This window comes from Pseudomonas cichorii (genome assembly GCF_019719005.1).
In the GTDB taxonomy this organism is placed as follows: Bacteria; Pseudomonadota; Gammaproteobacteria; order Pseudomonadales; family Pseudomonadaceae; genus Aquipseudomonas; species Aquipseudomonas cichorii_E.
This window is the reverse complement of record NZ_JAIGPJ010000012.1, coordinates 76350-89771: the sequence shown is the minus strand read 5'-3', so window position 1 is coordinate 89771 and position 13422 is coordinate 76350. Positions and strand designations below refer to the sequence as shown.

Annotated in this window: 14 protein-coding genes; 6 read left to right on the top strand and 8 right to left on the bottom strand. The window is 58.2% G+C overall.

Translation table 11 applies throughout. The features are described 5' to 3' along the window. Positions 1 to 3: 3 nt before the first annotated feature. The 3 genes from K5D32_RS11830 to K5D32_RS11820 form a co-directional block, all read right to left on the bottom strand. Entirely contained in the window at positions 4 to 966 is a 963-nt protein-coding gene (locus tag K5D32_RS11830) for a DUF523 and DUF1722 domain-containing protein (RefSeq protein WP_221578003.1), read from the bottom strand. Positions 967 to 1097: 131 nt separating this feature from the next. After that, a complete protein-coding gene (locus tag K5D32_RS11825; protein ID WP_095067185.1) occupies positions 1098 to 1313 on the bottom strand; it encodes a TIGR02450 family Trp-rich protein in 216 nt (71 codons plus the stop codon). Then, positions 1310 to 2296, bottom strand: coding sequence for an NAD(P)/FAD-dependent oxidoreductase (locus K5D32_RS11820; RefSeq protein WP_221578002.1), 987 nt, complete (start codon positions 2294 to 2296; stop codon positions 1310 to 1312). Before K5D32_RS11820 ends, K5D32_RS11825 begins: the two co-directional genes overlap by 4 nt. A gap of 303 nt (positions 2297 to 2599) precedes the next feature. Here K5D32_RS11820 and K5D32_RS11815 point away from each other — a divergent pair, with 303 nt between their 5' ends. After that, entirely contained in the window at positions 2600 to 3502 is a 903-nt protein-coding gene (locus K5D32_RS11815; RefSeq protein WP_221600398.1) for a TIGR01777 family oxidoreductase, read from the top strand. A 22-nt stretch (positions 3503 to 3524) separates the two neighbouring features. Continuing rightward, positions 3525 to 4550: a ferrochelatase gene (gene hemH, locus K5D32_RS11810; RefSeq protein WP_221578000.1), complete on the top strand. Its 1026-nt coding sequence runs from the start codon at positions 3525 to 3527 to the stop codon at positions 4548 to 4550. A gap of 51 nt (positions 4551 to 4601) precedes the next feature. Here hemH and K5D32_RS11805 read toward each other — a convergent pair whose 3' ends face one another. Then, positions 4602 to 5867, bottom strand: a complete 1266-nt coding sequence (locus K5D32_RS11805; protein WP_198726726.1) for a uracil-xanthine permease family protein — start codon at positions 5865 to 5867, stop codon at positions 4602 to 4604. 4 nt (positions 5868 to 5871) lie between these two features. Then, the gene (upp, locus tag K5D32_RS11800) at positions 5872 to 6510 is read right to left on the bottom strand and encodes a uracil phosphoribosyltransferase (protein WP_122316360.1); all 639 of its coding nucleotides are present in this window, start codon (positions 6508 to 6510) and stop codon (positions 5872 to 5874) included. 208 nt (positions 6511 to 6718) lie between these two features. Here upp and K5D32_RS11795 point away from each other — a divergent pair, with 208 nt between their 5' ends. The 3 genes from K5D32_RS11795 to K5D32_RS11785 all read left to right on the top strand — a co-directional run bounded on the left by K5D32_RS11795 (position 6719) and on the right by K5D32_RS11785 (position 8207). Next, entirely contained in the window at positions 6719 to 7276 is a 558-nt protein-coding gene (locus tag K5D32_RS11795) for a hypoxanthine-guanine phosphoribosyltransferase (protein WP_122321117.1), read from the top strand. A gap of 85 nt (positions 7277 to 7361) precedes the next feature. Continuing rightward, positions 7362 to 7853, top strand: a complete 492-nt coding sequence (locus tag K5D32_RS11790; protein ID WP_221594256.1) for a hypothetical protein — start codon at positions 7362 to 7364, stop codon at positions 7851 to 7853. Positions 7854 to 7919: 66 nt separating this feature from the next. After that, on the top strand, positions 7920 to 8207 hold the full coding sequence (locus K5D32_RS11785) for a PA4642 family protein (protein WP_025258625.1): 288 nt from the start codon (positions 7920 to 7922) through the stop codon (positions 8205 to 8207). A gap of 69 nt (positions 8208 to 8276) precedes the next feature. Here the strand turns inward: K5D32_RS11785 and K5D32_RS11780 are convergent, their stop codons facing one another. Next, complete coding sequence (locus K5D32_RS11780; RefSeq protein ID WP_221600396.1) at positions 8277 to 9107, bottom strand: amino acid ABC transporter permease; 831 nt, start codon at positions 9105 to 9107, stop codon at positions 8277 to 8279. Then, positions 9104 to 9925, bottom strand: coding sequence for an ABC transporter substrate-binding protein (locus K5D32_RS11775; RefSeq protein WP_221577996.1), 822 nt, complete (start codon positions 9923 to 9925; stop codon positions 9104 to 9106). The genes K5D32_RS11780 and K5D32_RS11775 overlap by 4 nt, the downstream gene beginning before the upstream one ends. Before the next feature lie 110 nt (positions 9926 to 10035). On the opposite strand from K5D32_RS11775, the gene K5D32_RS11770 reads away from it, so the two are divergent. Further along, positions 10036 to 10932, top strand: coding sequence for a homocysteine S-methyltransferase family protein (locus tag K5D32_RS11770; RefSeq protein ID WP_221577995.1), 897 nt, complete (start codon positions 10036 to 10038; stop codon positions 10930 to 10932). A 70-nt stretch (positions 10933 to 11002) separates the two neighbouring features. On the opposite strand, the gene mqo is transcribed toward K5D32_RS11770, so the two are convergent. Continuing rightward, positions 11003 to 12514 carry a malate dehydrogenase (quinone) gene (mqo, locus tag K5D32_RS11765; protein WP_221600394.1) on the bottom strand — a complete coding sequence of 504 codons (1512 nt, stop codon included), beginning with the start codon at positions 12512 to 12514 and terminating at the stop codon, positions 11003 to 11005. Positions 12515 to 13422: the final 908 nt, after the last annotated feature.

Here is a 13422-nt window from a genome sequence, read left to right as displayed (position 1 = left end):
GGTTCAGATCGCATTTCGCAGGCTCAGGTTTTCCGGATGCGGCTGCATGTAAACCTGCAGCGCAATATACGGATCGGGATGTTGGCGAAAGTGGTGCTTGAGCAGGGTCAGCGGCACGATCAAGGGCACGATGCCCTGATGGTACTGAGAGATAAGACGCTGAATTTCCTGCTTGTCCTCGGTATCGAGGTGATTCTTGAGGTAGCCACTGAGGTGTTGCAACACATTGGTATGGGTGCTGCGGGTAGCGCATTTTTTCAGTGCTGCCATCAGTTGGCTGAAATAGTGTGGGGCGATCTCGTTCGGATCGCTGCGGCCCATGCTGCCCAGCATATTGCCCAGCACCTTGTATTGCTGTGGATTGCTGGCCATGAGCTGATATTTGTAGCGCGAATGGAATTCGCTCAAGGCGCGACGGGTCACGCCGTCTTTCAGCAGCTTTTGCCAGGCAGCGTAGGCGAATACCCGGGTGACGAAGTTTTCCAGCAGAACGGCATCGTTGAGCCGGCCATCTTCCTCGACCGGCAGGTCGGGCTGGCTGGCGCAGAAGGTCTGGGCATAGATGCCGCGTCCACCGCCATCCACGGGCGCACCGTTCTCGCGATAGACCTTGACCCGCTCCAGGCCACAGGACGGTGATTTCTGCATGAAAATATAGCCGCAGATATCGTCCATCTCGCCGGCCATGTGCAGCCCGTAATCAGCCAACGCCCGGGTGACATTCAGCTCTCTGTTGACGGTGCCGACTGCCTGAGGATTTACGGGGTCACCCACCAGCCGGATCGGCTCACGTGGAATGCCCATGCCGATGGCGACTTCCGGGCAGGCCGGCACGAAATCGAAATACTCACTCAGCGCCTGGGTACACAGACGCGACTCTTTATGGCCGCCATTGAAGCGTACCTCTGCACCCAGCAGGCAGGCGCTGATTCCCAGTTTTGGCTTATCGATCACAGGCGCTGACATCACAAACCTCTACACAAGACTTGTACAGATCAATAAGTCTGTACAACTTGTCTCATCATAGGTTTGTAGCTGTACAAGTCAAATTCTTTGTACAAGAATTTCAGGCGTGTTTATTCAGGAAGCGGGCACGCTCACTTCCAGCCCATGCGCCAGGCCTCGGAGTTCTGCAGGACCTGCCACGGCAAGCGTTCGCTGCGGTGAGTCATGACGGCTTGCAATTCAATCTCCAGGACCGTGCCTTCCTCGTCCTTGAACAGCTCGGTCACCAGAAAGTGTTTTTCGCGGTTGAGCGGTACTGCTGCGGTCCATTTCGACAGCAGCAGTTTGCGGGGATTGATGGTATTCACTTGAGGTGTTCGAGCAGACGGCGTGCGGCTTCCTGGCCGCTGAGCCATGCGCCTTCGACGCGGCCCGACAGGCACCAGTCGCCACAGACGTAGATGCCCAGGTCGGCATCGGAAAGTGCGCCCCATTCGTGAAAGCCGGCCGGTCGTGCATACAGCCAGCGGTGTGCCTGGCTGAAGACCGGAGCAGGCATCGGGCAGTCGATCAGCTCTGCAAATGCACCATGCAGATGTTCGATGACTTGCTCTTTGGGCATGTCCAGATGCTGCCTGCTCCAACTGCTGGAGGCATGCAGAACCCAGGTGTCCAGAGTGTCGTCACGTTGGGGTTTGCTGCGATTGCGGGCCAGCCAGTCCAGCGGGCTGTCCTGTACGAAACAGCCTTGCATCGGGGTTTGCAGCGGTGTGGAGAAGGCCAGGGCAACGGCCCAGGTCGGGTCCATTTTCACACCGGTGACCACGCTTGCCAGCTTCGGTGCCGCTGCCAGCAGCGTCGCTGCCTGAGGCGCGGGTATGGCGATGACAACATGGCTGAAAGGACCGTGGTTTTTGCCATCGGCATCTTGCAGGTTCCAGTGCTCTTCACCGCGAAAGACCTCGGTGATGCGGCACGAGAATGTCACGGGCAAATCGTCCAGAAGGGCACGGGTAATGGCGCTCATGCCCGGTGTGCCGACCCAGCGTACCTGCTCGTCCGGCGACGGGCTGAGTCTGCCGCCATGGAAGTTGTACAGCGAGGGTGTCCATTCGGCCACGTGACCTTTGGCTTGCCACTGGTTGACGGCCGCCACGAAGCGTCGATCACGGGCAGTGAAGTATTGCGCGCCCATGTCCAGAGAGCCTGCCTCACTTCGCTTGCTCGACATTCTTCCGCCGCTGCCGCGGCTTTTGTCGAAAAGATGTACGTCGTGCCCGGCAGCCTTGAGCGCCTGAGCAGCAGAGAGTCCGGCGATACCGGTACCGATGATTGCGATAGGTACAGTCATAGGGGCCTCGTTACCTTGTCTGCACAGACTACGCCGTAGTTAAAACCTGTACAATCTCCGTTTTTGGTATAACTTGCAGTCGTTCTCGATTTTACTGCTTTCAAGCCAACTGCAACCCTTGTGAGCCAGGACGGTCAGTCTGTTGCTTGAGACAATGGGCCAACTGCCCGGGCTGGGCAGTAAAGCTCCAATTCATTCAGGTGTGGCCTATTGTTCAGCAAAAGGTTTTGCTTTTGTGGATAAGCCAGACCCGTAAAAAATAGACTACTCAATTGCCACGAACGCCACGCGAGGTAACCTGCCATGCACATATTGCTGACCGGCGGTACAGGTTTGATCGGACGAGCGCTCTGCCGACTCTGGTCTGCGCAAGGTCATCAATTGACGGTCTGGAGTCGTCGGCCCGCTGAAGTGGCTGAGCTCTGTGGCCCGTTGGTGCGTGGCATCGCCCGTCTGGAAGAACTGAACGAGCAATCCATCGATGCCGTCATCAACCTCGCGGGTGCTCCGATAGCCGACCGTCCCTGGACGCGCAAGCGCCGGTTGCTGCTGTGGAGCAGCCGCATTGGACTGACCGAGCAACTGCTGGCCTGGCTGGAAGGTCGGCAGCAAAAGCCTGAAGTGCTGATTTCCGGCTCTGCGGTCGGCTGGTATGGCGATTCGGGTGAACACGAGCTTGATGAAAGCTCACGACCGATCAAGGAAGACTTTGCCAGCCAGCTTTGCAGCGCCTGGGAAGAAACCGCTCAGCGTGCCGAAGCCTTGGGCATTCGTGTGGTGCTGCTGCGTACGGGCCTTGTTGTGTCGGATCAGGGCGGTTTTGTGACGCGCTTGCTGCTGCCTTTCAAACTGGGCCTGGGTGGCCCGATTGGCAACGGTCGGCAATGGATGCCCTGGATTCATATCGAAGATCAAATCGCGGCGATTGATTTTCTGTTGAACCGTCGCGATGCCCGAGGTCCTTATAATCTGTGCGCGCCAACACCGGTGCGTAATCGTGAGTTTGGCAAAACGCTGGCGGGTGTCCTGGGGCGGCCCGCTTTCATGCCTTTGCCGGGGCTGGTGTTGCGTGTGGCGCTGGGTGAGTTGTCCGTGTTGCTGCTGGGTGGCCAGCGTGCCCGACCGGCGCGTTTGCTGGAGGCAGGTTTTACCTTCCGATTTACTGATCTGCGCGCTGCCCTGAGTGAATTCTCGGGTCGCCACTGAAGCCATTGAAATAGGATGTTGCATGACCGATCACGCGCTCTTGCTGGTCAATCTGGGTTCGCCTGCTTCCACAGCAGTGCCGGACGTACGCCGGTATCTCAATCAGTTCCTGATGGATCCTTATGTCATCGACTTGCCGTGGCCGGTTCGCAGGCTGCTGGTCTCGCTGATCCTGATCAAGCGTCCCGAGCAGTCGGCGCATGCATATGCGTCCATCTGGTGGGATGACGGTTCGCCGCTGGTTGTGCTGAGCAAGCGCTTGCAGGAGGCCATGAAAAAGGAATGGACCCAAGGACCGGTCGAGCTGGCGATGCGTTATGGCGAGCCCTCCATCGAAACAGTGCTCACGCGCCTGTCCGGGCAGGGCATCAGGAAAGTGACGCTTGCCCCGCTTTATCCACAGTTCGCCGACAGCACCGTCACGACGGTGATTGAAGAGGCCAGACGTGTCGTGAAGGCCAAGTCGCTGGCAATGGAGTTTTCACTGCTCAAGCCTTTTTTCGATCAGGACGAATACATCGATGCCCTGGTGGAAAACGTTCGCCCGCACTTGCAACAGCCTCACGATCACCTGCTGCTGAGCTTTCACGGCCTGCCGGAAAGGCACCTGACCAAGCTCGACCCTACCGGCAACCACTGCCTCAAGAATGAAAACTGTTGCATGACCGCTCCGCCGGAAGTGGTCGCTACCTGTTATCGCGCGCAATGCATACGCTCTGCAGCAGCCTTTGCCGAGCGCATGGGGATTCCTGATGGCAAATGGTCGGTGTCGTTCCAGTCGCGTCTTGGGCGCGCCAAGTGGATCGAACCCTACACCGAAGCGCGTCTTGATGAACTGGCTGCCCAAGGCGTCAAGAAGCTGCTGGTGATGTGTCCGGCATTCGTGGCTGACTGCATCGAGACACTGGAAGAGATCGGTGATCGCGGCGCGGAGCAGTTCAAGGAAGCGGGCGGCGAAGAGCTGGTGCTGGTGCCTTGCCTGAATGACGACCCGAACTGGGCAAAGGCCTTGAACCGGCTATGTGAAAAAGCACCACTGATGTCGTAGGAGCGAATTCATTCGCGAATAGCATCGCGAATGAATTCGCTCCTACGCGGGTCATGGCAGCTGCTTGTTCTTCCAGCTGTCATTGCCCGGCAGGATCAGGTTCAGGGCGATGGCAGTAATGGCGCACAGGGCGATGCCCTTGAGGCCGAAGTCATCGGGGCCGTTGCCGGTTCCGATCAGCACGCCGCCAATACCGAACACCAGGGTCACCGAGACAATCACCAGGTTGCGCGCTTCGGCCAGATCCACCTTGTGCCGAATCAGTGTGTTCATCCCCACAGCAGCAATCGAACCGAACAGCAGGCACAGAATCCCGCCCATGACCGGCACAGGAATGCTTTGCAGCAGCGCACCGAACTTGCCGATAAAGGCCAGGACAATCGCGAAGACCGAAGCCCAGGTCATGATGGCCGGGTTGTAGTTCTTGGTCAGCATCACCGCGCCAGTCACTTCGGCATAGGTGGTGTTGGGTGGGCCGCCGAACAGGCCGGCTGCCGTGGTCGCGATACCGTCGCCAAACAGGGTGCGATGCAGGCCCGGTTTTTTCAGGTAGTCGCGTCCTGTCACGCTGCCCACCGCGATCACGCCGCCGATGTGCTCGATGGCCGGAGCCAGTGCCACCGGGACAATGAACAGGATGGCCTGCCAGTTGAACTCCGGTGCCGTGAAGTGCGGCAGGGCCAGCCAGGGCGCTGCGGCAATCTTCGCGGTGTCCACTACGCCAAAGTAGAACGACAGCGCAAAGCCCACCAGCACGCCGGAAATGATCGGCACCAGACGGAAAATACCTTTGCCGAACACCGCCACGATCAGCGTGGTCAGCAGGGCTGGCATCGAGATCAGCATGGCAGTCTTGTAGGGGATCAGCTCGGCGCCGTCACCCGACTTGCCCATCGCCATATTGGCGGCAATCGGTGCCATGGCCAGACCGATGGAGATGATCACCGGACCGATAACGACCGGTGGCAGCAGGCGGTCGATAAAGCCCGTGCCCTTGATCTTCACGGCCAGGCCCAGAAAGGTGTAGACGAAACCCGCGGCCATTACGCCGCCCATGGTCGCGGCCAGGCCGAACTGGCCCTTGGCGAGAATGATCGGGGTAATGAAGGCAAAGCTCGATGCCAGGAATACCGGCACCTGACGGCCCGTCACCATCTGGAACAGCAGCGTGCCCAGGCCCGCTGTGAACAGCGCCACATTGGGATCGAGGCCGGTAATGAGCGGCATCAGCACCAGGGCGCCAAAGGCCACGAACAGCATTTGGGCGCCGGAAAGTACCGTGCGCCACATTGGATCGTTGAATTCGGACTGCTTCATCGAATTACGCGTCCTTTTGCTTGGTGCCGAAGATCTTGTCACCCGCATCACCCAGACCCGGAATGATGTAGCCATGCTCGTTCAGGTGCTGGTCGATGGACGCTGTGTAGATGATCACATCCGGGTGAGATTTCTCCACGGCAGCGATGCCCTCGGGCGCAGCAACCAGCACCATGGCGCGGATCTCCTTGCAGCCCGCTTTCTTGAGCAGGTCGATGGTCGCGATCATCGAACCGCCGGTGGCCAGCATCGGATCGATGATCATCGCCAGGCGCTCGTCGATTTCCGGGACCAGCTTTTCCAGGTAGGTGTGGGCTTCCAGGGTTTCTTCGTTGCGGGCCAGTCCCACGGCGCTGACCTTGGCGCCCGGAATCAGGCTGAGCACGCCGTCGAGCATGCCGATACCGGCGCGCAGGATCGGCACGACGGTGATTTTCTTGCCGGCGATCTTCTCGACCTGTACGGTTCCGCACCAGCCTTCGATGTCGTAGCTTTCCAGCGGCAGATCCGCCGTGGCTTCATAAGTAAGCAGCGCGCCGACTTCCTGTGCCAGCTCACGGAAATTCTTGGTGCTGATGTCAGCGCGGCGCATCAGGCCGAGCTTGTGGCGGATCAGCGGATGACGGATTTCACGAATGGGCATAAGAAAAGGCTCCAGCAGGGGGCAAAAAAACGGCCTAGATTAATCTATTCAGCTGTGACTGTCTTAAAGCGCATGCAGTATCGTGACGCAAGGTATGAATCCTTGCCCTTGGGCACCACTCGCAACGTTAGTCCATAATCGCTTGCCCTGAATGAACGGGATGCGTACCTTTGCCCGCTTTTCTCAAACTGCCCATCTGGAGAGCTTCATGTCCGCTGATCTCGAGCATATCCGTCAAATCATGCGCGAGGCCGATTGCCTCTACACCGAGGCTGAAGTCGATGCTGCCATCGCTCGCGTCGGAGCGCAGATCAACGCTGAACTGGCCGACCGTAATCCTGTTGTTTTCTGTGTGATGAATGGCGGCCTGATCTTCTCGGGCAAACTGCTGACGCATCTGAACTTCCCGCTGGAAGCGTCTTACCTGCACGCCACCCGCTATCGCAACGAAACCACCGGTGGCGACCTGTTCTGGAAAGCCAAGCCGGAAGTCTCGTTCATTGATCGTGACGTGCTGATCATCGACGACATTCTCGACGAAGGTCACACCCTGGGCGCCATCATCGACTTCTGCCGCCATGCCGGCGCTCGTGCGGTACACACGGCGGTATTGATCGACAAGGACCACGACCGCAAGGCCCGTCCTGACCTGAAAGCCGATTTCGTTGGCCTGCCATGCGTGGACCGTTATATCTTCGGCTACGGCATGGACTACAAAGGTTACTGGCGCAATGCTGCCGGTATCTATGCGGTCAAGGGCATGTAATTGATCGTCGCGCCAGGAATGCCCCCAAGGGGTATTCCTGCGCTGTGGCACAGGAATGATTGCGGGTTTCTCAGGGAAGTTCTGAATGAAATTATCGATTTCCGGCGCCATGGCGCTTGCGGTGTTCTGCGGTCTGGCATCGGTTGCACCGGCTTACGCTGAACCCATGCATGGCCAGTACCTGCCTCCCGATGATCTGAACCTGCGCGCAGGTGTGCCCGAACAGCAGCAGTTGCTGCAGATAACCGAGTATTCAGTGGTGATTGGCAATCAGCGCCAGTCCAGCCAGCAGCCGATCCCCATTACGTCACCGACGCTGCTGCGCCTCAAGGGCAAGCCGCTGAACAAGGGCGCGACCATTTCCGAAGTGATCATTCACTTCGATGCCGAAAGCAAGAGCCTGAAAAAGCCGACCTACGATGAGCCGTCCCGCACCCTGACGCTCTATTATCCGGTCAACCAGTACCGTGCCGTGGTGGACTTGCTGCGCACTGAAAAGGTGTATTGCCAGTTTCTTGTCTATGCCAACGGCCATGTCTGGGCCGATCTGCATACTGCGGTGCTACGCACGCGTTGAGCCGCGCACGCGCACAAGGGTAAACTGCCCGCCCGTGAAAGTGTATGCGACCAGTTGGAGCCCGCAATGCGTAAAGATAAGAAGCAGTTGATTGGGGACGAGATCGGCGACGAGCAGATCAAACTGTTCCTCGACTTCGAGCCGTACGATGCCACCTCGCCGTCGCTGCACAAATTGATCAAGGCCTACCGTGGCCTGCGGATCGATGACTTCGAGCGTTTTCTGGTGTTCTTCAAGGAAGCCGGTTACGACCTGGATGGCAAGGATGAGCAAGGCAACGATTTCGTCGCTCTGATCAAGGACCAGCGCAATGCTGAAGACTATATCGAGCTGATCGCCCAGGCCCGCGGCTGATCCCCGTTCGCGAATGAATTCGCCCCCACACACATTATGGTGGGAGCGAATTCATTCGCGAAAGATCATCTACTTTCTGGCTTGATAAGCCTTTCCATAGTGGCGCTCCAGCCGCGCCTGCAACAACTCCAGTCCGATGGACATGATCCAGTAAAGCACCGCCGCCGTGGTCAGCATCTCGATATAGCGATAGCTGGAGCGGCCATAGGACTGAGCCAGGAACATCACTTCCCAGACACCCATCACCGAAATCAGGGATGAATCCTTGAGCATCGAGATGAACTGGTTGGTGGTGGGCGGGATGATGGTGCGCATGGCCTGGGGCAGGGTGACGCGCCAGAAGATCTGTGCAGGTCGCAAGGCCAGCGCCAGTGCCGCTTCACGCTGACCGGCTGCGACACCGATGATGCCGGCCCGGAATATCTCGCTCAGGTAGGCGCCATAGTTCAGGGACAACGCGATGATGCCCGCCACGATTGCACCGGGCACGATGCCCACCTGAGGCAGGCCCAGGTAAATCAGCATGATCTGGATCAGCAGCGGTGTGCCGCGGAAGAACGAGGCATAGAAGCTCGCAATACCGAAGGCCACTGCGCTTTTGGACAGCCGCGCCAGCGCCACGACAAACCCCAGCAGCACCGAGACGAAAATCGAGCACACGCACACGAACAAGGTCAGCGCTGCGCCCTGCAGAAAACCGTTGGGCGACAGACTCAGGCCCACCAGATTCGGCAGCTTGTCGAGAATGATCGAGAACTTCAGGTCGAAGCTCAGGAAGAACCCGGCAAACAGGGCGAACATCGCCGCCCAGGTCAGATAGAGCCTTGTGCGGAAACCGAGGACGCGCTTGAGCAGGCTTTGGGCCTGCTCGGGTGGGCGTTGAGGCTGGAAGGAAGTCATTTGCTGATGTCAGCGCCGATCCACTTCTGCGACAGCTTGGTCAGAGTGCCGTCCTGCTTGAGTTCGGCAAAGATCTGACGAATCTTGGCGTCCCATTCGGCATCGCCTTTCTCGATGGCGACGAAGTTGGGCTCTTCGTACAGCGAGGCGCCCGCGAGCTTGAAGCGTTTGTCCTGGTCCAGGCGCGGCTGAGCCGTGACCAGATTGGTGAGGATGGCATCCAGGCGCACTCCGGCACCCAGGCCCAGGTCCTGGAACGCAACGTTATCGTTGTCGTAAGGGGCGATTTGCACGTTCTCGAACGGGTATTCCAAAGGCTTGTCTTCAGCGCCTTCGATCACCAGGTTCTTGTTCAGGTAGCTTTCGTAGCTGGAAGCGCTGGTGAGGCCGACCTTCTTGTTGCTCAGATCCTTGGCCGAATGGATGCGATCATCCTTGGCGTTGACCACGATCACCGCAGGCGAGGCGTAGTACTCGACAGGGAAATTGAAGACCTCAGCGCGGGACTTGCTCGGGGTCATGGAGCAGACGCAGATGTCATAGCGACCACTCCAGCGGCCGGCGGCGATCACGTCCCATGAAGGCGTTTCAAGACGCAGCTTGACGCCCAGCTTGTCTGCGACAGCCTTTGCGACGTCGACATCGAAGCCGTCCAGCTGGTTTTTATCATTCAGGAAAGAGAAGGGCGGGTAACTTTCCATCAGGACGTTTACCAGTTCCTTGTTCTTCTGTACGCGGTCCAGTGTGGCACCGGCGAGGGTCTGAGTCGATACAGCCAGAGTGACCAGGCCAATGCCCAGCAGAGCGCTAAGTTTCAAAGCTATCCCCTGAAAAAATGATTGTAGTTTGGATAAAGCGCTGTATTAAATACGTTATACCAAGCTCATTTCTAATGAGTTTTTTTCATAAAGATATAAGTAGATGGCATATGACTCAGCGCTCGACAGTAATTCTTGACGGCGGCATGGGCCGCGAACTTCAGCGCCGTGGCGCTCCTTTCCGTCAGCCTGAATGGTCGGCCCTTGCCCTGAGCGAGGCACCGGAAGCCGTTCGTGCCGTGCACACCGCTTACATCGACAGTGGCGCGCAGGTTATCACCAGCAATAGCTACGCGGTCGTGCCTTTTCATATTGGTGAAGAGCGTTTCGCTCGCGAAGGTCAGGCACTGGCGGATCTGGCTGGAAAACTGGCTCGCGAGTCGGCGGATGCTTCGGGCGGACGAGCCAAGGTCGCCGGTTCCCTGCCTCCGCTGTTCGGCTCTTATCGCCCTGATCTCTACAAGCCAGAGCTGGCTGCTGAAGTCTTGAAGCCGCTGGTGGCTGGCCTGGCCCCGCATGTGGACCTGTGGCTGGCCGAGACTCAAAGCTGCATCATCGAAGCGCAGACCATTCGTGCCGGCTTGCCTGCCGATGGCAAACCGTTCTGGCTGTCGTTCACGCTTCAGGATGAAGACACGGACGAAGTGGCGCGTCTGCGCTCCGGCGAACCGGTTGCCGATGCGGCCCGCGCCGCTGCCGAACTGGGCGCTGCTGCGCTGCTGTTCAACTGCAGCCAGCCTGAGGTGATCGGTGCAGCCATCGATGCCGCTCGCGAAGTATTCAAGTCATTGAACGTCGATATCGCCATCGGCGCTTATGCCAATGCCTTCCCGCCACAACCCAAGGATGCCAAGGCCAACGATGGTCTGGATGAACTGCGCGCAGACCTTGACCCTCAAGGCTATCAGCAGTGGGCGGCGGACTGGGTCAAGCGTGGTGCCACCCATATCGGTGGTTGCTGTGGCATTGGCCCTGAGCACATTGCGGTTCTGGCCAAGAGCCTTTAAATACTGAGCTGCTCTTAAAAAGAAAAAACCCGTGGCTGCAAGGCTCACGGGTTTTTTATGCCTCAGGCAATCAGGCGATGCTGCTTTGTTCCTGGCTTGTCTGCTCGACCAGTTCTAGGCTCTCGTCGCTCTGGCGGCTCACGCGCTGGTACAACTGCGCATCGTTTTCCAGGGCCTTTTCCCGAGCCGGGAATATTTCGTTGAGCTTGGTAGCCCACTCGTTGCGAGCCTTGTCCGGGAAGCAGCGCTCGATGAGTTCCAGCATGATCGACACCGTAACCGACGCACCCGGCGACGCACCAAGCAGAGCGGCCAGGGAGCCATCCTGTGCAGATACCAGCTCGGTACCGAACTGCAGAATGCCGCCTTTCTTGGCGTCTTTCTTGATGATCTGCACGCGCTGGCCTGCGATTTCCAGACGCCAGTCTTCTGCCTTGGCCTCAGGGTAGAAGCGGCGCAGGGATTCAAGACGTTGCTCCATCGACTGCATCACTTCGCTGACCAGGTACTTGGTCAGGTCCATGTTGTCGCGAGCGACGGCCAGCATCGGCTTGATGTTGGCAAGGCGTACCGACAACGGCAGGTCAAGGAACGAGCCGTGCTTGAGGAACTTGGTGGTGAAGCCGGCGTATGGCCCGAACAGCAGGGATTTCTTGCCATCGACCACGCGGGTATCCAGGTGAGGAACCGACATGGGTGGCGAACCCACGGCGGCCTGGCTGTAGACCTTGGCCTGATGGTGCTTGACCACTTCAGGGTTGTCGCAACGCAGCCACTGGCCACTGACCGGGAAGCCGCCGAAGCCTTTGCTCTCTTCGATGCCCGACATCTGCAGCAGCGGCAATGCCGCGCCACCCGCGCCGAGGAATACGAATTTTGCGTCGATCTGGCGAGTGCTGCCGCTGTTCACGTCCTTGATGGTGACGGTCCAGCCGTTGTCATTACGGGTCAGGTCGGTGACGCGCTTGCAATATTTGACCTGAGCGTCGGGAGCGCTGCCCAGGTGAGTGAGCAACTGGTTGGTCAGCGCGCCGAAGTTGACGTCCGTACCGTTCATTACCCGCGTGGCGGCGATAGGTTCGTCGGCCGGACGGCCTGGCATCATCAGCGGCATCCACTCAGCCAGCTTTGCCTTGTCTTCGGTGTATTCCATCGAAGAGAAAGCGTGATGCTTGTGCATCGCTTCAAAACGGGTCTTGAGGAAGGAAATGCCGCTCTCGCCCTGAACGAAGCTCAGGTGCGGAACCGAGTTGATGAAGGATTTCGACGAGCCGAAGGTGCCTTTGCGAGCCAGATAGGCCCAGAACTGCTTCGATACCTCGAACTGGGCGTTGATGTGCACCGCTTTCTTGATATCGATGGAGCCATCGGCCGCGGGCGGCGTGTAGTTCAGCTCGCAGAGGCCAGCATGACCGGTCCCCGCGTTGTTCCAGGGGTTGGAACTCTCCGCAGCGCCGGAATCCATGAGCTCAACGACTTCCAGCTTGAGGCCGGGGTCGAGCTCCTTGAGCAGCACGGCCAGGGTGGCACTCATGATGCCCGCTCCGACCAACACTACGTCGACTGCTTCGTTATGCGCCATTAACGCGTCTCCAAAATCTGCAGCACCAAATTGACGGCATACGTTCCTGAGGCTAGATGCCAAGGGGATGGGGCGTGGGTAAAAGTTGTGCCCCATGTGTCCTGGCCAGGATCGCCTGTCCGATTCTTCGCAATTTTTCGCATCTAAAGCGCAGGTCCCGGTCAGGCTGAACAAGAGTCTTCATCAAGGATGCATGAACTCATTTTTCAACCCGTTCGGCCATTCGACCATCGTCAAGGCATCGCATGCCCGGACGACAGGCGTCAGGCTCCGGTGATGGAGGCGCAGTCGCGGTCAGTCCTGTTCAAAGGGGCCGGTTCAGACGCTGATGGTGCATTTACAAACGCGTACCTATTCATTTTGCTCGCCACACTCTTGTGAAGTAGTGAAACCCGTTTTTTCACGCTCTTTTGGAAACGTGAACCAAACCTCAAAAAGGGCTGCGATGGCAGCTCTGGCAGGTCAGGTGCATACAGATTGAGGCGTTGTCAGGGGCAAAAGGTTCGATATCAATCGAACGATTGCGCACCGTTCATCGAGCACAACTGTGTGCAAATGACCTGTGTGGGCGGCTCTCTGTGGGCATTACGGAGGAGCTAATACGACGATTAGCGATGCTGCGAGGCCCGATCAGGAGACGTCCTTATAATCGGGGGGAGATTATGAGCGGTGGGGCTGGAAGCCGCAACATATAACCATGGCAGGCGCAGTGTCCGGCACTTTGTCACAGCTTTGAGACACCGTTGTTACAGCGTCAAAGAGCCTCATCCTGAGGTACGCACGCTTGCGTAGTGAAGTGGTCATTCAGATTTTTCTGTCAGATTCTCAAGGATCTTTAAGCTGCCTGGTGTTGTCTGTTTTTACCTTCAGACCCATCCATAAGTCTCCGGTAGCCTCCCGAGCGCCGC

Excerpts from the sequence above, each read along its gene's own strand:
- K5D32_RS11785 (WP_025258625.1), top strand. The coding sequence starts at position 7,920 with ATGCGTAAAGATAAGAAGCAGTTGATTGGGGACGAGATCGGCGACGAG.
- K5D32_RS11795 (WP_122321117.1), top strand. The coding sequence starts at position 6,719 with ATGTCCGCTGATCTCGAGCATATCCGTCAAATCATGCGCGAGGCCGAT.
- K5D32_RS11780 (WP_221600396.1), bottom strand. The coding sequence starts at position 9,107 with ATGACTTCCTTCCAGCCTCAACGCCCACCCGAGCAGGCCCAAAGCCTG.
- K5D32_RS11770 (WP_221577995.1), top strand. The coding sequence starts at position 10,036 with ATGACTCAGCGCTCGACAGTAATTCTTGACGGCGGCATGGGCCGCGAA.
- K5D32_RS11815 (WP_221600398.1), top strand. The coding sequence starts at position 2,600 with ATGCACATATTGCTGACCGGCGGTACAGGTTTGATCGGACGAGCGCTC.
- hemH (WP_221578000.1), top strand. The coding sequence starts at position 3,525 with ATGACCGATCACGCGCTCTTGCTGGTCAATCTGGGTTCGCCTGCTTCC.
- K5D32_RS11820 (WP_221578002.1), bottom strand. The coding sequence starts at position 2,296 with ATGACTGTACCTATCGCAATCATCGGTACCGGTATCGCCGGACTCTCT.
- upp (WP_122316360.1), bottom strand. The coding sequence starts at position 6,510 with ATGCCCATTCGTGAAATCCGTCATCCGCTGATCCGCCACAAGCTCGGC.
- K5D32_RS11830 (WP_221578003.1), bottom strand. The coding sequence starts at position 966 with ATGTCAGCGCCTGTGATCGATAAGCCAAAACTGGGAATCAGCGCCTGC.
- K5D32_RS11790 (WP_221594256.1), top strand. The coding sequence starts at position 7,362 with ATGAAATTATCGATTTCCGGCGCCATGGCGCTTGCGGTGTTCTGCGGT.
- mqo (WP_221600394.1), bottom strand. The coding sequence starts at position 12,514 with ATGGCGCATAACGAAGCAGTCGACGTAGTGTTGGTCGGAGCGGGCATC.
- K5D32_RS11805 (WP_198726726.1), bottom strand. The coding sequence starts at position 5,867 with ATGAAGCAGTCCGAATTCAACGATCCAATGTGGCGCACGGTACTTTCC.